This is a genomic window from Bacillus sp. JAS24-2, from assembly GCF_008274905.1.
GTDB classification, from domain to species: Bacteria; Bacillota; Bacilli; order Bacillales; family Bacillaceae_G; genus Bacillus_A; species Bacillus_A cereus.
This window is the reverse complement of record NZ_CP031068.1, coordinates 4,584,627-4,604,059: the sequence shown is the minus strand read 5'-3', so window position 1 is coordinate 4,604,059 and position 19,433 is coordinate 4,584,627. Positions and strand designations below refer to the sequence as shown.

The window sequence follows — 19,433 nt, the reverse complement described above, 5'->3', positions numbered from 1 at the left end:
ATCAAGTTTGTTTTAAATATTTTGTCCACTCGTGTAATGTGATAATTTTTGCATATAAAGTGAACGAATGAATAAGAAAAATACGATTTCAACGAATCCAAAAATAATAAGAACGGCTGAAACTTCTTTGAATAGAGATAAACCAATTACATCTTGTAGCATTTTTGTTGCGAACATTGTATGAATGGATGCCATAATGTACGGAATGAAAAATAAAATACTAAGTTGAATGGTTGCAGATCGTTTCATCTCTGTATCTGTTACACCGATTTTAGAAATCGTTATATATTTCTCTTGTTCGTTCGTCAAATCCGTATACATTCTAAAGTAAAGAACGCTACCAGCTCCAATGAAGAAAATAACTCCTAAAAATGTCCCGATTAGGAAGTACGCGGCACTACCTGATGTTATTTTGTATAACGATCCTGCTGATTCAAAGGATCGAATAAGAGGCCCTTCATACTGGTATTTATTTCGATCTTTTTGTACCTTTTCTATAAAATTATCAGCAATTTCATATGTCTGTTCCCAGTTTTGAATTTTGTAATTGTATGCTGATATATGTTTTACGGTGTTAGGTAAGTTATTTACGATAACATCAGGCAACACTATCGTTTGATATGAAAAGTCAGATGGGATTGCGTTTACATGCTCATAGCCTTTAACTCTTAATTTCGTATTTGTACTAGAGAGTGTAATGTAATCTCTATTGTAGCTTTGCTCAAATTCGTTGAATATGGTGATATAAGATGTCCCTGTTAGCACATATGCTTCGTTATCATCCATAAATAGTTGTTTCATTCGTAAAGAATTCGCAAGTTTGTTATAGTCACTTTGCTTAATTGCGTATACGTCATTATAAATAGCTATATCTTTATCTTCTTTTAGTGGTGTTTCATATATATCAGCTTTTATTTTTTGATAAGGGAAATGCTCTTTTTGTAATTGTTGCTCAAGCCAATTTAAATGCTCTGTAACAAAAGGGTTCGCATCATAAGAGAAATAAGAAATTGGGAAAGGGGAAGTTCTATTCACCTCTAGCTTAATAAATTTCCCGAATCCATATAGGAACGTGATCATTGTGAAAGCAATTGTAGAGAGCATCGCTACAATAAAAAGCATATTAATATTCGTCCGAATACGGTTTGCTAAATCTGAAATCCAAAGCATATTAATCCGTTTCATATAAAATCTTCTTCTTTTCTTTAAAATATAAATCAGTAAGAAACTAATTTGAGAAAAGAAAAAATATGTTCCTATTGTAACAAGCATTGGGATAACGAAAATACTCGAAACCATATATATAACACCGATTTGCGGGCTTACTGATACGAAATATTTAGGATTTCCAGCTAACGCATAACCACCAAATAAACAAATCGCACCAAATAATGAAACAAGTATGGATGGTTTTCTTTCTTTTTGTTTTCCACCATTTGTTTTTAAAAGGTGTACCGCTTTTTTTGTACGAATAAGCATTGGTGTGAATGCAGATACAATGATAAAAAGACTAAGGAAAACAATGGTTGTTAAAATAAACGCGTTAGTAGGACCGTATAAATATATTCCTGGAACATGCGTAAGTTTGGCTGTTACTAATAAAAAAAATTGAGAAAAAACAACTCCAAACTGCATGCCGAAAAAGATAGATAAAATCCCGATTAACATATTCTCCATAAAAACAAGACGATGTAATTGTTTTCTCGATATTCCTAAAATGGTCAAAACACCAAATTGTTTTTTTCTAACTTTTAAAAAAGTACCAATGGAATATAGTAAAAAGAAGAAAGAGAAAAATACAATTACTACTTCTGAAAATATCATTAATCCTGAAATTTCAGAGGTCATGTCAAAGTTTTGTAATTTAGGATGAAACAAATAAACAGCAAATGAAAAGAAAACAGCAATCGAAAAGGAACTGCTTACAAAATAAGCAAAATAAGCTCTGGAATTACGTGTTACATTTTTAAAGGCAAACTGCCAAAATGTCATAATACATACCTCCCGCTAGAAGGAAAATATGTAGTTGTATTGCAAAAAATGTATGAGAGTGTGTTCTCATACATTTTGCTTGCATATGTTACGATCATGCTTCGGTCACCTTCTCCGTATGTTCTGCTTGATTATTTGCAGCGTTGTGGAAGATGATTTTAATCGTCGTTCCTTTACCAACTTCAGAATCTAGTTTGACAGAGTGACCTAAATAATCACAAATTTTACTTACAATATAAAGCCCCATACCAGTAGATTCTCCGAATGCGCGACCGTTTTTCCCAGTGTAAAATGGTTCAAATACTCTTCGAATATCTTCTTGCGGAATACCAACACCTTCATCGCGAACTTCTAAAATAATATCTTTTCCGTTTCGGTAAGCAGATAAGAATACTTTCTTTCCGCGTTCCCCAGAGTAACGAACAGCATTTGTCATTAACTGATAGATGATAAATTTTAGCCATTTCGCATCAGAAGCAACTTTTAAATCAGAATGGACTTCTAAAACAGGGAAGACACCATTACGAATGAATAGTTCTTTTAATCCGTTAATATTTTTTGTTACCGTATCTTTTAATGAAATCGTCTCAACATGGAAATCTTCATGGAAGTTATTTAACCTAGCCATGTATAAAGCCATATCAAGCCCTTGGTTTAGACGCTCTAATTCTTTTTTAAACTTTGGAATTAAATGCTCGTCTTCCATTTCTAGCACCATAAGCTGCATAACAGAAACAGGTGTCTTCATTTGATGTACCCAGTGGTTAATGAATAATTGATGTTCTTGTTGTTTTACTTCATACGATTGTAGTTCTTTTTGGAAGAGGCGGTACTGCGTACGCACGAGTTCATTGACACCGTGAGGCATCGGAGCAGTTGCTCTTTCAATAAACGCATCTTCCATTTTTTCTGGTTGCTCGCTTAATCTATGGTACATTCTACGATTGCGAACGTAACGGTAAGCGAGGAAACAAATAAATAAATATAAACTTAAAACGACGAAATAAAATTTATTATTTTGAAATCCATCTACTGCATCATAAAGAACGAAAATGATACCGAAGTTTAAAACGTACAGTAGGAAAAATGCAAAATGATCACGTAAAAATAGCTTCATGCTTATTCACTCCAAGTTGCGTTAAAGCGATATCCAAGTCCACGTACTGTTTCAATAGAGTTCTCAATACCAAGCTCATTAAACTTTTTACGAAGACGCGTAATGTTTACGTTTAATGTATTTTCTTCAACGAAGCTTTCGTCATCCCAAAGCGCAGCTAATAAATCTTCACGGCTTGCTGTACGAGGGAATTTAGATAATAACATTTCAGCTAAAATAGCTTCTTTTTTCGTTAAAAGAACTTGTTCAGATCCGAAGTGAATTTCAGGACGTTCTGGGAATAGTTTTAAACCTTCTACTTCAACGATACGTTCAGAAATATTTGGTGCATAATCACCGTAAATACGGCGTAATTGTCCTTTAATTTTTGCCATTACAACGTCGTAGTGGAATGGTTTTGTAATGTAATCATCCGCACCGCTTTCAATTGCCATAATTTGTTCCATCTCACCAGCACGCGCTGAAATGAAAATAATTGGACAAGTAGATTCATGACGAATTTGACGGCACCAGTAGAAACCATCGAATTTCGGTAAGTTTACATCAAGTAAAACAAGATGTGGTTTCACAGCGTTAAACGATTCCATAATATCATCGAAATTCTCTGCAACAACAGCTTCATAACCGTACTTCTGAATGTGAGATTGCAGTAATGATGAAATATTTGGATCGTCTTCAACGATTAAAATTTTATACATATGTATATTCCTCCTCAGAAAAACAATTGTAGCTATAGTGTATCATGTGTTTCAAGTCTTTTCATTATGTTGAAAGATAAGCTAGTAAACAGTATAGGTTAAAAGTGAGAAAAGTAAAAAGGGCCTCGTATATAATTGACAATCAACTGAAATCATTTTAACATTTAGATAAGTATCTAAATGTCTAATTATCGAAAGGAAGAAAGACATTGAATCAAGCATTCAAAGCATTAGCAGATCCAACAAGGCGAAAAATTTTAGACTTATTAAAAGAAGGTGATCTAACCGCTGGTGAGATCGCTGAACATTTCAATATGACAAAACCAAGTATTTCACACCACTTAAACGCACTTAAAAATGCTGAACTTATTCAAGATGAAAAGAAAGGGCAATTCGTTGTGTACTCTTTAAACACAACGGTCTTTCAAGATTTGTTGACTTGGGTGTTTACATTTACGAATAAGGGGGAAGAGGGGAAATGAGAAAGCATATATTTCCGTTACTATTAATAGCTTTAACGATTATTGCATGGTGCATCGCGTGGCCGCATTTACCGGGAGAGGTTCCGAGTCATTGGAATGTGTCTGGTGAGGTAGATGGGCGTATGTCAAAAATGGGCATGATGATTTTGGATGTTGCAGTTATGGTTTTTATATATGCTTTATTGACTTTATTGCCTAAGATAGATCCTAAGCATGAGAATTATGAGAAATTTTCTAAAGGGTATAATGTAATAAATTATAGCGTATTATTCCTATTATTTTTAGTAAGTATCATTGGAATTGGAGCTGGATTAGGTTATGACATTCCAATGAATAGTACACCATATATTCTTGTTGGTCTTTTATTTATAATCATCGGAAACTATTTACCACAATGTAAACCAAATTACTTTGTAGGTATAAAAACACCGTGGACATTAAGTAACGAGGAAGTATGGAGAAAGACACACCGTTTTAGTGGGAAGGTGTTTGTTGTATTAGGAGTTATTATGATTCTAAGTGTTTTTGTACCAGTAACGTGGAAATCTTTCGTAATGGTTGGAATTATTATTGGTGCAGTAGGATTAACAATGGGATATTCATATATTGCTTATAAAAAAGAAATAGGGGCCTAATAAAAAATTATGGGGGAGAGAGGATGAAAAGACACGTATTACCATGGAGTTTAATTATTGGCATTGTAATTGGATGGTATATTGTATGGCCATATTTACCAGAACAAATTCCACGCCATTATAATGCAGCAGGAGTAGTAGATGGATATTTTTCTAAAGTAGAAGCAAGTTCTGTTTCAATAGGAAGCATGATGTTGCTGTATTTGATATGGCTAGCTCTTGGGTATATTGACGTAACGAAAGATAAGTATAAACAGCATGCTAAAGTCCTTTCCGCAATCCGTTATGCTATTCTTTTGATAGGATTCGGCTGTAACTTATTTGCGCTATTAGCAGCGTCTAATTATATTGCATCGGGCTCAATTGCATTTAATTTTGGACTTGGAACATTGTTTCTTGTACTAGGTAATTACATGCAACAAACGAAGCCAAACGGGTTAGTAGGCATTCGAATGGACTGGACATTAGAAAATCCTGTAGTTTGGAGGAAAACACATAGATTTGCTTCGAGGGTATTTGTAATAGGTTCACTTTGTATATATGCCGGGGCTTTGCTTCCAGATCCATTTAATATTTTTATAGGGATTGGAATCATATTAATATGCATTATCGTATCAACAATAAAGTCATATAGTATTTATAAAGAAGAGTTGAAAATGTAAATAAAGCTGCTTTTCCTTTTAGGGAAGAGCAGCTTTGTTTTTAGGTTATTCGAATTACTATATTTAATAAGTTATATTCAAATTTTTAATTAACCAAGGCTTTATCAATGACAGAACTGTTATAGGTTGCATAGCTTTAGTGTGATCCATATCATTTCCTCTTAAGATTTCTATATCCCATCCAAGATGTTCTAACTTTTGTTTGTTTTTTTGAAGTATACCAATAATATCAACTACTACATTGCCAAAATTTTCACCGTAAACAATAGTGTCTTTTTCCCCAGAAAACGCTAATCTCGGAATGATTAGTTTATGTTGGATGTCTTGATCATCAAACTCCATCAAATTCTCGTACATTGTAACAAACTGTTTAGTTTGACTCATGTCGATCTTTATCTGTATGTTATCCCAATCAATTTTTTCAGGATTAATATGTGCTTGATCAATAACAGGAGAATTGTGATTATTCACAGCTTGCTCATATGTTTTATTTGTTACTACCATCATTTCTTTATATGGACCATCTATTGGTGGAAACCCGCCCATGATTATACTGTCTAATCTATCCGTTCGAATGGCTAATTGTAACCCAGCTAAAGCTAACCAAGAGTAACCATAATAACTAAACTTATTAATATTCATTTCGTCAGCAATTGTTAATAGGTCTTTTACTATATTTTCAGGTGTGAGATTCTCTGGATTTGGATGTTGCAAACGATGGCCTTCGTAGTCAAAATATAAAATCTGAAACTTATCTATGAGTCCATCAATAAAATGTTTTCCAAATTCAGGATCTACTCCCCACAACTTCAAAGTTTCAGCATCTTGCCCATATACAGATTCTTTAGCAACTGGGAGCATGATTGTTCTAAATTTTGGATTTCCAACCAAACCAACCTTTAATACTGATTCGTCCGTAAGTTTTATGATTTTCTCCATTTCTATCACTCCTAAATTGTTTATACTAAAATCATATAACATTCATGCAATCTTCCGGATTTATGACTTTTTTCTCGTATATATAAGGATTTTATTTGAAATATGTTAATGTAGCACTTTAAGGTTTTACTTTAAAAAGGAGTTAATAAATGGAGACATATAGCCCTAAACAAATTGCAAATGTCTTAAATGTTAGTACAACAACTTTGAGAAGATATGAAGAACAAAATCTCATTCCTGTTGTGCCAAGAACGGAAAGTAATCACCGGTTTTATACATCGATACACTTTCAAGCATTTATTACCATTAGAGCATTATTAAAAGGATATGATATACCTATTGTTTATAAAGTTATGAGGATGATTAAAAACGTAAAGTTTGAAGAAGCACTTTGGTTAATTAATGAACAGCAATTCAATGTTCAGGTGGAGAAAAAACGAGTAGAAGAAATACTAAACATGATTCAAAATGCTGATTTTACTAAATATAAAAATGTAGAGTTAAATGAACGCATGAGCATTGGAGAGGCTGCAAACATAGCAGGCGTAAATACTTCGGCTATCCGTCATTGGGAACATGAAGGGTTAGTCCACTCAGAAAGAAATAAAGAAAACGGTTATAGAATGTTTCCAATATCTGAACTGCGTAAAATACTGGTTATAAGCAGTTTGAGAAAAACCGTGTATTATATAGAAAATATGAAAAGCTTGCTAGATGATTTAGAAACATTACACTATGGAAAAATTGAACGTTCCTTTCAGTTGGCTTTAGAAAACTTGAACAATCAACTATTACTCCAATTTAAAGGAATCGAAGAACTGATGAAATATATACACTTTTACGAGTAAGCAAATATGTAAAAAGAGCTAGGCACAATGCTTAGCTCTTTTCCTTTTGTTATCACTTCTTCAAAACCGGTATCCAAATTTCACTTTTAAAGTTTGGAGAAGATATATCTTTCTGTTTATTCCACAATATCTCCGGTCCTTCCGCTAGTTCATAGTTCGAAGAAGGGAACCATTCAGAGTAAATACGTCCCCATACATTTTGTAATGCATCAGGAAATGGACCGACAGCTTCGAATATAGCCCATGTTGAAGCAGTAACTTCAAGCTGTTTAAACTGCTCTGGACAATCCTTTGTTGTGGCTACTCCAATGTAGTGATCGAGTTCGCCTTTTTCCTCCATTCTTCCTTCAGAAAAGTTAGTAGAAGCACTAATGATTCCAGTAGGTTCAATGTTTGAAAGGGACTTTAATGTTTGAATAGAATCTGGGTTTAAACTTTTCCACATAGAAGCAATTTCTTCATTTACACCGTTAAAAACGATTGGTACTCGTTTTGTAATACCTATAATTCGAAATGGCTCTTTTTCTTCAATTCGATAGTTCATTTCATTTCCTCCTTGAATGGATAATTGGAAGGTCATTGGTGAATAAGCCTTCAAAGAATGGCTACTATTTCGGGCCTCTGAAGGTGTTATACCGTGCAAGTTTTGAAATGCACGGGCGAATGAATCTGGTGAGTTGTAGCCATATTTTATAGCGACATCAATGACTTTTGCATCGCTATTTTTTAGTTCAAAGGCAGCGAGAGTAAGACGTCTACAGCGAATATAATCAGATAGTGATATACCTGCTAAAAACGAAAACATTCTTTTAAAGTGATACTCAGAACAGAGAGCTAGCCTCGCAACTTCTTTAAAATCAATTTCATTCGTAAGGTTATCTTCAATATAGCGCATTGCAGTATTCATATTTTTAAGTGAATCCATATTATGACCTCCTCTGTACATAGAATAGCAGGAACGAAATAGCTCCATCCGACATTTCGTGCACAACTTTGTAGGGGACATTTTTAACCTTACAAAATTGTAATGTTCCTGTAAGGAGAATGAATGGATGGTATGATATCCCAATGTTATAGTAACAAAGTACTTTTGTTCAGTAGGTTAAATTTTTATATCTTTACTTATGCGTCTTACATAACTGTCATGTTTGTGTAAGAAACATCGATAGTGGCAAGAGTAGAGAGTGTATATAGTTGAAAATAGAGAATAGAAGAAATGAGGGATGTCGAGATGAAAACAGTGTTAGAAGCAAAAAATATTGAAAAAGTGTACGACACGGGTGGGAATAAATTTGCAGCGTTAAAAGGTATTAACTTACAAGTAAAAGAAGGTGAGTTCGTTGGAATTATGGGACCTTCTGGTTCTGGTAAGACGACTTTACTAAATGTTCTTTCTACAATTGATAATGCGACGAACGGTGAAATTTTAATTGATGGAAAAGATATTGTAAAGATGAATGATGATAAGTTAGCGTTATTCCGCCGTGATCATTTAGGTTTCATTTTCCAAGATTATAACTTATTAGATACGTTAACGGTGAAAGAGAATATCGCTTTACCACTTGCGTTATCAAAGGTGAAAGCGAGTGAGATTGATCGCCGCGTTCTTGAAATCTCAAAGAAATTCGGTATTGATCATATTTTAAGTCAGTTCCCATATCAAGTATCTGGTGGACAGAAGCAGCGCTGTGCAGCATCGCGTGCAATTGTTACGAATCCAAGTATGATTTTCGGAGACGAGCCAACTGGAGCACTTGATTCTAAATCTGCAACAGATTTACTTGAAAGTATGAAGTCGTTAAATGAATATGATAACTCAACAATTTTAATGGTAACGCACGATGCATTTGCAGCAAGTTATTGTAAACGAGTTATTTTCATTAAAGATGGTGAACTATATAAAGAATTACACCGCGGTGAATCGACGCGTAAACAGTTCTTCCAAAAAATTGTTGACGTAATGTCTTCTATTTCTGGAGGTATGGCTGATGACCTTATCTAGCATTGCCCTCCGCAACATACAGCGGAACTTTAAAGACTACTTTGTATATTTTGCATCTATGATTTTTAGTATCGTTATTTATTTTACATTTAAAGCACTGCAATATAATTCACAAATGGAAAAAGCAGCAGAAGCTTCAAAAAAAATTAGCGGAGCGTTCCAAGTTTCAAGTGTGATGCTTATCATCTTCGTAGCAGTGTTTATTATATATTCGAACGGATTCTTTACACGTAAACGTAAAAAAGAAGTTGGACTCTATTCCTTATTAGGTATTCGTAAAAGACAAATTGGTAAAATGCTCTTTTATGAAAATATGTTAATGGGATTAATGTCATTAGTAATTGGGATTGCGATCGGTAGTGTCCTTTCAAAATTATTCCTTGAGTTATTAGTAAATATGATGGGATTAAATTTAAACGTTCATTTTGAAGTACCGATGGCTGCCATTATTGATACAGCAATTATTTTCTTTGTGATTATTTTATATACATCACTTCAAGGATATCGTTTAATTTATCGCTTTAAGTTAATTGAACTTTTCCGTGCAGAACGTGAAGGAGAAGCAATGCCAAAAGGATCTGTCATTATGGCATTAATTTCAGTTTTCTTAATCGGTTCAGGTTATTTTTTAGCATTAATGTACATGAAAGCAGTTATGTATGCAGACTTTATGGTCGTTGCATTATATATTTTATTAGCGACAGTAGCAGGAACTTATTTACTGTTCATGTTCTTCACAGTATTTGTATTGAAACGTGCAAGAAATAATAAGTCAGCATTTTATAATGGTATGAATATGGTAACGACATCACAGTTACTATATCGTATTAAAGGAAATGCGAAATCACTGGCGACAATCGCTATTTTAAGTGCGGTAACATTAACAGCGGTTGGTACGTCAGTTACGATGTATTACAACACATTTACGCAATCAAAAGTTGCTGCGCCGTATAGTTATTCCTATGAGAAAAAAGATGCAGCATTAGATAAAAAAGTAAATGAAATACTTGCTGGAGAGAAGAATAATCACCCAGTCACATATGAATCAGAAGTTGAAATGATTCCTGTGAAGGGAACATTTAAAGGTGAAAGAGCTGATCAAGTTCTGAACACACACTATAATGTTACGAATCAGTACCAGCTTATTTCTCAATCAAGCTTTAATACACTTGTGAAACATTTAGATGTAGAACCTGTAAATTTAAGTGCGAATGAAGCTTTCGTATATGATAGCTTATATATTGAGAAACTTGATTTTGGTCCTCTTTATACAGGAAATACAGCTGTATTCCCTGTTGGAAACGAGTCAAAAGAATTAAAAATTAAAGGTGTAAATAATAGAAGCCTTACAAATTTAAATGAACTATTTGTAATCGTTCCTGATAAAACATATGAGCAAGTGAAACAAGTAAACGAAACGCGTACTGTAAAAAATATTGATGTAAAAGGTGAGCGAAATAGTAAAGAGTTAACAGCAAAATTAGCAAGCATTATGCCGGCTGGAGAATCAGAAGTTTTAAAACCATTTAACGATTTCTATACAGGATTCCAAATGGGGCTTGAAACAACAGGCTTAATGATGTTTATTGGGTTATTCTTAGGATTAGTATTCCTATTAGCAACAGGCTCAATCATTTACTTTAAACAATTAACAGAAGCAAGTGCTGACCGTGATCGCTACGTTGTTCTTCATAAAATTGGTGTAACGAAGCAAGAGATGAAGAGAGCTATCGCAAAACAAGTGAGCTTTATCTTTGCTATTCCGTTAGTAATTGGTATTTTACACAGCCTATTTGCACTAAAAGGTTTATCAAATATATTACCATTTGAAATTATGATTCCGCTTCTAATTAGTATCGGAGTATACGGTGTTATTTATATTGGATATTACTTCTTAACGGTTCGTTCTTATTATAAGATCGTGAGTGCGAAGTAATAAGGGACAGCTATCGCTAGAGGCGATAGCTGTTTTTTTATTCTTCATAAAATCTTAAGAAATCTCCTCAATTTTTGTTAAGAAATAATAGTTATACTTAGAAACAAGTTAAAAACTATTGAACGAATGAGGAGAGGTTTATATGCAACTCATAACATTCTTACATGAATTTATTAAACATCCGAAACATACTGGTGCAATTGCGCCAAGTTCAAAAATATTAGCAAAGAAAATGGTAGATGTAATTGATTTTAATAAAGCGAAATGCATTGTAGAGTTAGGTCCTGGTACAGGAGTCTTTACGAAAGAAATTATGAAGAGAAAGAAGAAGGAAACAATATTTCTTCTTATTGAAATTAATGAAGTGTTTTGCAAGGAACTAAAGAGAAAATTTAAAGATGAGCAGAACGTCATTGTTGTACACGGTTCAGCCGAAAATATAAAAAAGTATATAGAAGATCTCAATATAGAATGCGTGGATTACGTTTTATCGGGATTACCTTTTACCTCTTTACCAGAAGAAGTTTCAAAGCGTATTTTAAACAATGTAATGGAAGGGATACATGAGAATGGTGAATTTATTACATTTCAATATTCACTTGTGAAAAAAGGATTTATACAGCACTTCTTTCCTGAAATTACGCTAGAGAAAGTGTGGCTCAATTTCCCACCAGCGTATGTCTTTAGCTGTAAAAAAGAGCTAAGGAGAGCATATGCATAATGGAATTACATGAATTATTATCTTATATTGAACAATACGGTTATTGGGCATTATTTTTCTGTTTATGGTTAGGTATTATTGGTATGCCAATTCCAGACGAAATGATCGTAATGAGTGGTGGCTTTGTATCTTCACTAGGGATATTAAGTGTCATTCCTGCATTTTTATTAACATATTTAGGTGTTGTATCTGGGCTTTCTTTAGGTTATATATTAGGGAAAATATTTGGTACGAAAGTACTTGATAAGCTAATGAAAAAGAAAAAGGCGAAATATCTTTTGAAATCTCAACAAATGGTAGAGAAGTATGGTCATTATGCGTTAGTCACAAGTTACTTCATACCAGTTGTAAGACATATCGTACCGTATTTAGTTGGAATGAATAACATGTCATTTAAGACGTATGCTTTGTATTCTTATATGACAGGATTTGTTTGGACACTCGTTTACTTTGTGCTCGGTGCTTTATTTGGACAACATATTGAAAGTATTGTAGCGATCGCGATAGAATATGGTGTGTATTTTGGCGTGATTGTTTTTATAGTTACAGGTATTCTTTATTTATATAGAAAAAAAAGAATCACACTGATGAGTAAATAGAAGTAAAGAAAGTTTCTTCCAGTATGAAGGACAAGATAGGATTATAAGTATAAAATTATCTTTATTTAATGGTAAAATATAGGTAAGTAGTTAAGGGAGGAAGAGCGTTGTGCTACTCATTTTTAGCCTTATCTTAATTGGAATTATGTGCAGTATGAAAATAGTATCCTTACACATGATAGAACGACAAAAGGTAGAGGAACGATATGTATATTGTCCAAAATGTGATACGAAAATTAGAAGAGGAAATTCAGCTCCTTTTTGTTCGAAATGTAATTTAATATTTTAAAAATAAAAAGTCCGAAATCACTTTATATAGTTTCGGACTTTTTATTCTTAAGTAAACATTAATCCACCTAGTTCTCTTTCGTTTGTTTATTAGCTAAAATGGATTATGAATAACAATAGTATGTAAACGAAAATAAATATAAATGTACACATGGAGTGTTATATTTGGAGATTTTAATCATAGTAGGATGCCTAAACTGTATGGATGTTAACCTTTTTAGAGAAAGATATCCCAGCTAATTTAGTTTGGAAGATTGAAAGAATAGATTGAAAATAGATGAGAAGTGGAGTGCATATGATGGAGACACAAATCGTTATTGGAGTACCTGGTTTATGGAAAGATAGAACAGAATTAATACAAGAAGTTGTGAGTAAAAGTAACTATATATTAGCGGGAAATGTTATGCACCATAAGGAGAAAGAGATTGGCTTTGAAATCGATATATATGAACAAGGGATTGAGTATACGAATATTATTGAAGGATATCCCATTATTATGAAGTCTTTCGTAGAGATGGATTGAGAAGTTTTGAGGGTTTTATTACCTGATGACAGGGGGATTCTTCCTACTAGGCCAGAGTGTGATGAATGTTATAAGACTCAATTGGATAGTATTGAGGAAATTTGATAAAAAATAGCTTGAAACCATTCAAGCTATTTTTGAATTATTACATATGCTGTAAAGTAGGTTTTCGATTTGTAGTAATATCTGCTACTGAATAACGTTTCGTTTTATTAGTGCCAGTTAGCCCATTTCGTATTTAGCATATTTTTTTCTTCTTCTGAAATTATATTGTCTTTATACCAGGGTAAATGTTTACAGGTGAAATTATCAGCTACCCTTACGGCATTATAAAAACCGTTACTAATAAATTTTTTATTGTAAACAGCAAAAGTTGTATCAATAAATTATATTTAGTTGATATTTGCTCATAAAAAGCAAGCAAAGCGGGAGCGGTTGAATTATTGTCCCAAATCCATATATCTTCACTTTTTATCTTTTTGTTTTCTAATTGTTTTAACATATTTTTCACATAAGTAAGGTTATTGAAGGCTATTACTATTATAGGAATGTTTGAATTATATTTTAAGTTTTCTATATTAGAGAGACTTAGTTCGTTCTTACATTCGAACACGATTTATAACACCTCCGAGCAAAAATAAAACACACTGCATTAGAAGCAACAATATTCCAATATATGCGTAAGTAAGAGAAATGGAATCGGTGTACGGCCTATATATGATGGAAGTAGGAAAAGCATTTTTGTTAAGATAGATTGAGTATACGAATAGTGATGAAAGAGGAATTTTTCTAGCTACATGAGAGCACGGTAAACGTTAGATAATATTAATGAAAAGGTGATACATGTGCAAAAAGAGATTTTAAGGTTATTAGATAAAAAGCAAAGTAACTATGAATTTCCTGCCTTTGATAATGAATATATGGATATTTCACAAGTGAAATTCTCTCTTTTCTTTAAAGATGCTAAGGATTGGCTAATGGTGTTTCAAATTGTGGGTGTAGGTTCATTAGGTGTATGTAATGATATTCAAGTATATGGCGATAGAATTACTCATTCAATGGGTGATGATTGCATTTTACAATTAAATAATGGCGATTATGAGTTGTTTGATGATGAAGGTGAATTTATACCGAATATTTATAACGGCAGTTTAAAAATTCGCGAGCATCATTTTGAATATGAATTTACAGAAGAGGATTATATAAATAATGGAATAGAAGTACAAACGACAGAGCATTATCCAACATACTTTATGCGTATGCTTGCTACTAATGAGGAAGCTCAAAAATTATTGTGGTGGGATAAAGGAGAAATTTTAGAAGAGTTCGGTTTAGAAGGCGACTGGGAAGTAGCGTATGAAACGGAAGAATGGAAACATGTTGAAGACGAAAAAGTAAGTGAAAATGAATTCTTCCAATCAGTAGCCGCTGCAATAGAGAAGAAAGATCCAAGTGTTATTGTGAATGAAAATGCTAATACGCATTGGAGAAATTGGGTAGAGTTTGATTGTGACTGAAAAGGATAGGAGAAAGAATGACAAATGAAAAGAAGAAGAAAATCCGGAGAAAAAGTACAAATGCATCGTTTTGCACTACCTCTATGCTACGGAAGTGAAGCACCATATTATTATTACGAGGTAGCGCCCCATGAAAGAGAGGAACGCTTCCATTTAACATCAGATCTTTGTGTAATGGATGGTGAACATTATTTTATTAGAGGATGTTTAGAGATTCCTATCATTGATTACCACGAAAATTTTATTTGGACTGTGTGGGTATCACTTAGTAAAGAAAGTTGTGATGAAGTATTAGAAAAGTGGGATGAAAGAGGCAGGGAAAATAGTGATCTTTATTTTGGATGGTTATCTGTAGAGATACCAGTTTATCCAGAAACATTAAATTTAAAAACAAATGTACATATAAGAGAAGTAGGAACGGCACCGTATGTTGAATTAGAGCCAACCGACCATCCTTTAGCGATCGAACAAAGAAATGGAATTACTTTAGAGAGAGTTAAAGAAATAGAGGAAATGATCCAACAATATAACTAGATTAGAAGAGAAAAAACGAGTGCTAGCACTCGTTTTTTTATTACACAACCGCAGGATTATAAATCATCGTAAAGTGTCCTGGTAATAATTCAATGTGACAAGGTGTATGAAGCGAGCTTTCTCCATCTGTATCTACTTCTTTTTCTTCTTTCGTTTCAATATGAATGGATTTCGCTTTTACGTGGAAGATGTCATTTTCATTTGAGTCTTCAAATAGTTTCTTTCCGATGTAATCTTTAAATGCTTGAATACCTGTTGATTTGACTACGAAAATATCAAGTGTTCCGTCATCACATTTTACGTTGGGAATAAAGGATGGAATACCACCAAGATATTCACCATTTCCAACCATGACAAGGACAGCTTCGTCTTCATATACTTGTCCGTCATAAGTAATTTTTACTGGGAATGTTTCAGCATTTTTTACAGTTCGAATTGTGCTTAAATAGTAACCGATTTTACCAAGCTTTGCTTTTTCTTCTGCATCGATATTGTTTGATACTTCAGATACGAGTCCAATGCCCCAGAAGTTTAAGAAATGTTGTTCATTTGCTTTTGCAACGTCAACTGGTTTTATATGTTCTTTTGTAATAAGTTTTGCCGCTTCTGCAATGTTTTGCGGAACACCAAGTGTGCGAGAGAAGTCGTTGCAAGTTCCACCTGGAATGATTGCAAGTGTAGGTCTAGTTTCGAGAGGTGCTAAGCCATTTGTGCATTCAAATACTGTTCCATCACCACCAAAGACGATAATTAAATCTACTTTACTAGCAAACTCTTGGCAATATTTTGTTGCATCACCTTGTTTTTTCGTATGAAGGATATGTAGATCAGGAAAAGCTGCGGCAAGAGGTGGTACGATTTTCGTTAAATTTGTATGTAAGTCACCTTGACCAGCTTTCGGATTTACGATGAGGAGTACTTTTTCAAATTTTGTCTTTGTCATATTTCATCTCTCCCTGTAGTTTGTAATGGAAAGAAAGGAGCTGTTCCCATGTATTTTAGAACAGCTTCTCCCTATTAATTGGGTGCTAAGATTGTCAGTTATTGTCGGTAAGTCGATATATTTAAAAAATCGCCGATATACATTTTATGTACTATCGATTTTTTAAGTTATACGATTATTCCGTTACAACTGAAGCAATGAATGGTAAGTTACGATATTTTTCCGCACAGTCGATACCGTATCCAACGATGAATTCGTCTGGAATTTGGAAGCCAACATATTCAGCTGTTAAGTCTACTTTACGACGTTCTGGTTTATCAAGTAATGTACAGAACTTGAGTGCTTTTGGTTTATGCATAAAGAAGTGATCTTTTAGGAAATGAAGTGTTAAACCAGAATCGATAATATCTTCTACAACAATTACGTTTTTCCCAGTAATGTTTACGTCGATATCTTTTAGTAGTTTCACTTTTCCTGTTGTTTCTGTTTGATTTCCGTAGCTAGATGCAGAAATAAAGTCAATTGTTACATCATTTTTGATGTTACGAATTAAATCAGCAGCAAATACGAATGAACCTTTTAATACTGCGATAACTACGATTTCTTCTCCTTCAAAGTCACGTTCGATTTGAAGTGCTAATTCTTTAACTTTTGCTTGTAATTGTTCTTCAGAAATTAAAGTGTCTTTTATTTCAATATTCATTGTAATCCTCCTACAGTGTAAAACTTATGAACATTTCGACTGTAAAGGATAGAATAGAAAAAGTCAAAGGAGATAGTAATTTTTTACAAAGATAACGACAAAATCATCTGATGATATGATATACTAAGTATATTAAGAAAACGCTTCCATAAAGGGTGAATATGATGAAGAAGAAACAGTACACAAGTGTAACATTTATAAAAGCATTACTTTTAACAATTGTTCTTGGCCTGTTGGCTTACGTAATTGATGTACCTGCGATTCGTATTTCATTAATTGGAATGACTTTAGTGTTAGGAGCAATTTCGCATGGTATGATGTCGCAGCTAAAAGAAGCTGGACTTGATGATATGAGAGATCATATAGATAAAAAGTGAGAAACCTTCATTATATAGAGTGAAGGTTTTTTTGTTTCTTACAAAAATGTAAGGTAGTTGTAAGGCAAATCGATAGTTGCATAAGAGCATTTTGGATAAACTATGGGTGTAAGGTAAAAGGCAAGCATATTTTAGGTAAATTAAGTTTTAGGCACTCTATATGTGAAAAAGGAGTAGGAGGGCATGGAGAAACGTTGGACGACCTTTTCTTTTTTAGCGACTAGTAACACCGTAATGCTAGATGGAAAAATGGATTTTTTGCACTTGTTTGATCGTGAAGATGATCATTCTTCTTCTAAATTTACAATGAAATGGAATAAATGGAGCGAGAGTTGTAGGTTTGAAGAAGAGGCCCCTAACGAAGAGCAAAAGATTATTTTAACAAACCCTATTAAAGCGTGGGTTGTTCAACGTCGTAAGTGTAACGTCAAAAATCACTTCAAGAAAACTGAGCCGAGACAATTAGTTATCGCTCCGGCCCGTTCTACTTCCAAATCACGCGAAAGTAACATGTAAATAATTGAGACACACACCCGAAAAAAACATCGTACATATTGCGATGTTTTTTTCTTTTTCTACAATGAAATCTTTAAATGAAATATATTTCATCTGCATCTTATATTTATATCTCTTGCTTATTCTAGTAATACATCCGATGCGAGTAGATGTGAATAAAATATAAGGAGAGAGTGAAAATGAAAAAGAAACTATTACCAATTTGTGCAATGGCACTTTTAACAGTAGGATATTCTTCAGTAGCGAGTGCGGATACTGGAACAGTAACAAAGGAAGAAGAAGCGCAAGTACAACAGGATAAAGCTAAAAAAGAAGAAGCAATCAAGGAACAGCAAAAAAGTGAAATAGAGAAAAAGCAAGCAGCACAAGTACAAGAAAAAAATGATATGGCTAAAAAAGAGGAAACAATAAAAGCTGAGAAAAAAAGTGAAGAAGAGAAAAAGAGAATAGCGCAAGAACAGTTAAAAAACGATATGGCTAAAAAAGAAGCAGCGATAAAAGCCGAGCAAAAGAATGAAGTAGCTAAAAAAGAAGAAGCAAAGCCAGTTGTACAAGGTGAAAAATTACCAAATACAGCATCAAATAATGTAGCAATGATGGGATTAAGTGCATGTCTTGTAGCGGTAGGTACATTATTTGGTTTGAATCGTCGCAATAAGATTAAAGCGTAAATAAAATATTTTCCTATAAAGAATGGGATAATTTCATATATTAAAAATGGTAGGTTACTCCTACCATTTTTGGCATGGAGGAATGAAGAATGAAGTTACTCAATTATATCGGTATCATATTGATGGCTATAGGGCTATTCATGGGATCCTATTATGCTGTGGAATGGTATAAAGGAAGAAGCTCTGCCGGGCAATTAACGGCAGAAGAAATAAAGAGTCTTAAAAATATACAAGGTACTCAACTTTCTCATGAAACACCTGTAACTTCTCAAGTGCCTTCTTCTCAAACAGAACATAAAGAAGGAGAAAAGGTAGCGATGTTAAACATACCGAAAATAAAGAAGAAGTTTTCTATATATTGGGGAGCAGATGATACGACTTTGAAAAAAGGAGTGGGTATGTTCGTTAGTGATTTAACGACAACTCCATCTGGAGGGGGACATACTGTACTGAGTGGACATCGAGATACTGTATTTACAGATTTAGAAGAGTTGAAAGAAAAGGATACCCTTGTTTTAGAGTATGATAATAAAACGTACACATATGAAATTCAAAAGACATGGATTACTCATGCGGATGATCGTACTGTTATTATAAAAAAAGAAGAACCGATATTAACACTGACAACTTGTTACCCATTTGATTATATAGGGGATGCACCAGATAGATATATTATCGAGGCGAAGTTAACTGGCAGTTATTCAAAGTGAAATTATAGTTTCTGAAAGCG

General features: G+C 33.5%; 23 protein-coding genes. 16 read left to right on the top strand and 7 right to left on the bottom strand.

Annotated elements, in window-relative coordinates; translation table 11 throughout:
* Nucleotides 1-12: 12 nt before the first annotated feature.
* The 3 genes from DN407_RS23960 to DN407_RS23950 form a co-directional block, all read right to left on the bottom strand.
* Nucleotides 13-1,992, bottom strand: coding sequence for an FtsX-like permease family protein (locus tag DN407_RS23960; RefSeq protein WP_000145054.1), 1,980 nt, complete (start codon nt 1,990-1,992; stop codon nt 13-15).
* A 94-nt stretch (nt 1,993-2,086) separates the two neighbouring features.
* A complete protein-coding gene (locus tag DN407_RS23955; RefSeq protein ID WP_000765341.1) occupies nt 2,087-3,109 on the bottom strand; it encodes a sensor histidine kinase in 1,023 nt (340 codons plus the stop codon).
* A 2-nt stretch (nt 3,110-3,111) separates the two neighbouring features.
* On the bottom strand, nt 3,112-3,807 hold the full coding sequence (locus DN407_RS23950; RefSeq protein ID WP_000276738.1) for a response regulator transcription factor: 696 nt from the start codon (nt 3,805-3,807) through the stop codon (nt 3,112-3,114).
* A 209-nt stretch (nt 3,808-4,016) separates the two neighbouring features.
* On the opposite strand from DN407_RS23950, the gene DN407_RS23945 reads away from it, so the two are divergent.
* From DN407_RS23945 to DN407_RS23935, 3 genes are read left to right on the top strand one after another with little or no spacing between them, the layout of a single operon-like run.
* Nucleotides 4,017-4,289 (top strand): autorepressor SdpR family transcription factor, encoded by a 273-nt coding sequence (locus tag DN407_RS23945; RefSeq protein ID WP_001070526.1) that lies wholly within the window; start codon nt 4,017-4,019, stop codon nt 4,287-4,289.
* Nucleotides 4,286-4,924: an SdpI family protein gene (locus tag DN407_RS23940; protein ID WP_087967176.1), complete on the top strand. Its 639-nt coding sequence runs from the start codon at nt 4,286-4,288 to the stop codon at nt 4,922-4,924. The genes DN407_RS23945 and DN407_RS23940 overlap by 4 nt, the downstream gene beginning before the upstream one ends.
* 23 nt (nt 4,925-4,947) lie before the next feature.
* Nucleotides 4,948-5,586 carry an SdpI family protein gene (locus DN407_RS23935; protein ID WP_000820680.1) on the top strand — a complete coding sequence of 213 codons (639 nt, stop codon included), beginning with the start codon at nt 4,948-4,950 and terminating at the stop codon, nt 5,584-5,586.
* 63 nt (nt 5,587-5,649) lie between these two features.
* Here the strand turns inward: DN407_RS23935 and DN407_RS23930 are convergent, their stop codons facing one another.
* Nucleotides 5,650-6,525, bottom strand: coding sequence for an alpha/beta fold hydrolase (locus DN407_RS23930; RefSeq protein WP_000411236.1), 876 nt, complete (start codon nt 6,523-6,525; stop codon nt 5,650-5,652).
* A 149-nt stretch (nt 6,526-6,674) separates the two neighbouring features.
* On the opposite strand from DN407_RS23930, the gene DN407_RS23925 reads away from it, so the two are divergent.
* The gene (locus tag DN407_RS23925) at nt 6,675-7,373 is read left to right on the top strand and encodes a MerR family DNA-binding transcriptional regulator (RefSeq protein WP_061654856.1); all 699 of its coding nucleotides are present in this window, start codon (nt 6,675-6,677) and stop codon (nt 7,371-7,373) included.
* Nucleotides 7,374-7,425: 52 nt separating this feature from the next.
* Here the strand turns inward: DN407_RS23925 and DN407_RS23920 are convergent, their stop codons facing one another.
* Nucleotides 7,426-8,298, bottom strand: coding sequence for an AraC family transcriptional regulator (locus tag DN407_RS23920; RefSeq protein WP_000377728.1), 873 nt, complete (start codon nt 8,296-8,298; stop codon nt 7,426-7,428).
* Between the two features lie 306 nt (nt 8,299-8,604).
* Between DN407_RS23920 and DN407_RS23915 the strand changes: the two genes are divergently transcribed.
* From DN407_RS23915 to DN407_RS23875, 8 genes are all read left to right on the top strand, one after another.
* Nucleotides 8,605-9,375, top strand: coding sequence for an ABC transporter ATP-binding protein (locus DN407_RS23915; RefSeq protein ID WP_000859655.1), 771 nt, complete (start codon nt 8,605-8,607; stop codon nt 9,373-9,375).
* On the top strand, nt 9,362-11,311 hold the full coding sequence (locus DN407_RS23910) for an ABC transporter permease (RefSeq protein ID WP_098506868.1): 1,950 nt from the start codon (nt 9,362-9,364) through the stop codon (nt 11,309-11,311). The genes DN407_RS23915 and DN407_RS23910 overlap by 14 nt, the downstream gene beginning before the upstream one ends.
* 142 nt (nt 11,312-11,453) lie before the next feature.
* The gene (locus DN407_RS23905) at nt 11,454-12,032 is read left to right on the top strand and encodes a class I SAM-dependent methyltransferase (protein WP_001176053.1); all 579 of its coding nucleotides are present in this window, start codon (nt 11,454-11,456) and stop codon (nt 12,030-12,032) included.
* Nucleotides 12,032-12,631, top strand: coding sequence for a DedA family protein (locus DN407_RS23900; RefSeq protein ID WP_061654854.1), 600 nt, complete (start codon nt 12,032-12,034; stop codon nt 12,629-12,631). Before DN407_RS23905 ends, DN407_RS23900 begins: the two co-directional genes overlap by 1 nt.
* A gap of 109 nt (nt 12,632-12,740) precedes the next feature.
* Complete coding sequence (locus DN407_RS23895) at nt 12,741-12,920, top strand: hypothetical protein (protein ID WP_001986677.1); 180 nt, start codon at nt 12,741-12,743, stop codon at nt 12,918-12,920.
* Nucleotides 12,921-13,214: 294 nt separating this feature from the next.
* Nucleotides 13,215-13,442, top strand: a complete 228-nt coding sequence (locus DN407_RS23890) for a hypothetical protein (protein ID WP_000970755.1) — start codon at nt 13,215-13,217, stop codon at nt 13,440-13,442.
* Nucleotides 13,443-14,287: 845 nt separating this feature from the next.
* Nucleotides 14,288-14,959, top strand: coding sequence for a DUF7003 family protein (locus tag DN407_RS23880; protein WP_001168352.1), 672 nt, complete (start codon nt 14,288-14,290; stop codon nt 14,957-14,959).
* Between the two features lie 24 nt (nt 14,960-14,983).
* Nucleotides 14,984-15,493: a DUF2199 domain-containing protein gene (locus tag DN407_RS23875; protein ID WP_098506870.1), complete on the top strand. Its 510-nt coding sequence runs from the start codon at nt 14,984-14,986 to the stop codon at nt 15,491-15,493.
* A 40-nt stretch (nt 15,494-15,533) separates the two neighbouring features.
* Here DN407_RS23875 and DN407_RS23870 read toward each other — a convergent pair whose 3' ends face one another.
* Together DN407_RS23870 and hpt are read right to left on the bottom strand one after the other, a co-directional pair.
* Entirely contained in the window at nt 15,534-16,436 is a 903-nt protein-coding gene (locus DN407_RS23870) for a diacylglycerol/lipid kinase family protein (protein WP_000167895.1), read from the bottom strand.
* Between the two features lie 175 nt (nt 16,437-16,611).
* Complete coding sequence (gene hpt, locus DN407_RS23865) at nt 16,612-17,139, bottom strand: hypoxanthine phosphoribosyltransferase (RefSeq protein WP_001019298.1); 528 nt, start codon at nt 17,137-17,139, stop codon at nt 16,612-16,614.
* A 161-nt stretch (nt 17,140-17,300) separates the two neighbouring features.
* On the opposite strand from hpt, the gene DN407_RS23860 reads away from it, so the two are divergent.
* From DN407_RS23860 to DN407_RS23845, 4 genes are all read left to right on the top strand, one after another.
* Nucleotides 17,301-17,516, top strand: coding sequence for a hypothetical protein (locus DN407_RS23860; protein WP_002001286.1), 216 nt, complete (start codon nt 17,301-17,303; stop codon nt 17,514-17,516).
* A 183-nt stretch (nt 17,517-17,699) separates the two neighbouring features.
* Nucleotides 17,700-18,032: a hypothetical protein gene (locus DN407_RS23855; protein WP_000415613.1), complete on the top strand. Its 333-nt coding sequence runs from the start codon at nt 17,700-17,702 to the stop codon at nt 18,030-18,032.
* A gap of 179 nt (nt 18,033-18,211) precedes the next feature.
* A complete protein-coding gene (locus DN407_RS23850) occupies nt 18,212-18,703 on the top strand; it encodes an LPXTG cell wall anchor domain-containing protein (protein ID WP_000728022.1) in 492 nt (163 codons plus the stop codon).
* An 89-nt stretch (nt 18,704-18,792) separates the two neighbouring features.
* Nucleotides 18,793-19,413 carry a class D sortase gene (locus DN407_RS23845; RefSeq protein WP_098286619.1) on the top strand — a complete coding sequence of 207 codons (621 nt, stop codon included), beginning with the start codon at nt 18,793-18,795 and terminating at the stop codon, nt 19,411-19,413.
* The last annotated feature ends 20 nt before the right edge of the window (nt 19,414-19,433 follow it).

Excerpts from the sequence above, each read along its gene's own strand:
- DN407_RS23950 (WP_000276738.1), bottom strand. The coding sequence starts at position 3,807 with ATGTATAAAATTTTAATCGTTGAAGACGATCCAAATATTTCATCATTA.
- DN407_RS23930 (WP_000411236.1), bottom strand. The coding sequence starts at position 6,525 with ATGGAGAAAATCATAAAACTTACGGACGAATCAGTATTAAAGGTTGGT.
- DN407_RS23870 (WP_000167895.1), bottom strand. The coding sequence starts at position 16,436 with ATGACAAAGACAAAATTTGAAAAAGTACTCCTCATCGTAAATCCGAAA.
- DN407_RS23955 (WP_000765341.1), bottom strand. The coding sequence starts at position 3,109 with ATGAAGCTATTTTTACGTGATCATTTTGCATTTTTCCTACTGTACGTT.
- DN407_RS23920 (WP_000377728.1), bottom strand. The coding sequence starts at position 8,298 with ATGGATTCACTTAAAAATATGAATACTGCAATGCGCTATATTGAAGAT.
- DN407_RS23935 (WP_000820680.1), top strand. The coding sequence starts at position 4,948 with ATGAAAAGACACGTATTACCATGGAGTTTAATTATTGGCATTGTAATT.
- DN407_RS23900 (WP_061654854.1), top strand. The coding sequence starts at position 12,032 with ATGGAATTACATGAATTATTATCTTATATTGAACAATACGGTTATTGG.
- DN407_RS23855 (WP_000415613.1), top strand. The coding sequence starts at position 17,700 with ATGGAGAAACGTTGGACGACCTTTTCTTTTTTAGCGACTAGTAACACC.
- DN407_RS23890 (WP_000970755.1), top strand. The coding sequence starts at position 13,215 with ATGATGGAGACACAAATCGTTATTGGAGTACCTGGTTTATGGAAAGAT.
- DN407_RS23905 (WP_001176053.1), top strand. The coding sequence starts at position 11,454 with ATGCAACTCATAACATTCTTACATGAATTTATTAAACATCCGAAACAT.
- hpt (WP_001019298.1), bottom strand. The coding sequence starts at position 17,139 with ATGAATATTGAAATAAAAGACACTTTAATTTCTGAAGAACAATTACAA.
- DN407_RS23875 (WP_098506870.1), top strand. The coding sequence starts at position 14,984 with ATGAAAAGAAGAAGAAAATCCGGAGAAAAAGTACAAATGCATCGTTTT.
- DN407_RS23850 (WP_000728022.1), top strand. The coding sequence starts at position 18,212 with ATGAAAAAGAAACTATTACCAATTTGTGCAATGGCACTTTTAACAGTA.
- DN407_RS23915 (WP_000859655.1), top strand. The coding sequence starts at position 8,605 with ATGAAAACAGTGTTAGAAGCAAAAAATATTGAAAAAGTGTACGACACG.
- DN407_RS23960 (WP_000145054.1), bottom strand. The coding sequence starts at position 1,992 with ATGACATTTTGGCAGTTTGCCTTTAAAAATGTAACACGTAATTCCAGA.
- DN407_RS23845 (WP_098286619.1), top strand. The coding sequence starts at position 18,793 with ATGAAGTTACTCAATTATATCGGTATCATATTGATGGCTATAGGGCTA.
- DN407_RS23925 (WP_061654856.1), top strand. The coding sequence starts at position 6,675 with ATGGAGACATATAGCCCTAAACAAATTGCAAATGTCTTAAATGTTAGT.
- DN407_RS23860 (WP_002001286.1), top strand. The coding sequence starts at position 17,301 with ATGATGAAGAAGAAACAGTACACAAGTGTAACATTTATAAAAGCATTA.
- DN407_RS23910 (WP_098506868.1), top strand. The coding sequence starts at position 9,362 with ATGACCTTATCTAGCATTGCCCTCCGCAACATACAGCGGAACTTTAAA.
- DN407_RS23940 (WP_087967176.1), top strand. The coding sequence starts at position 4,286 with ATGAGAAAGCATATATTTCCGTTACTATTAATAGCTTTAACGATTATT.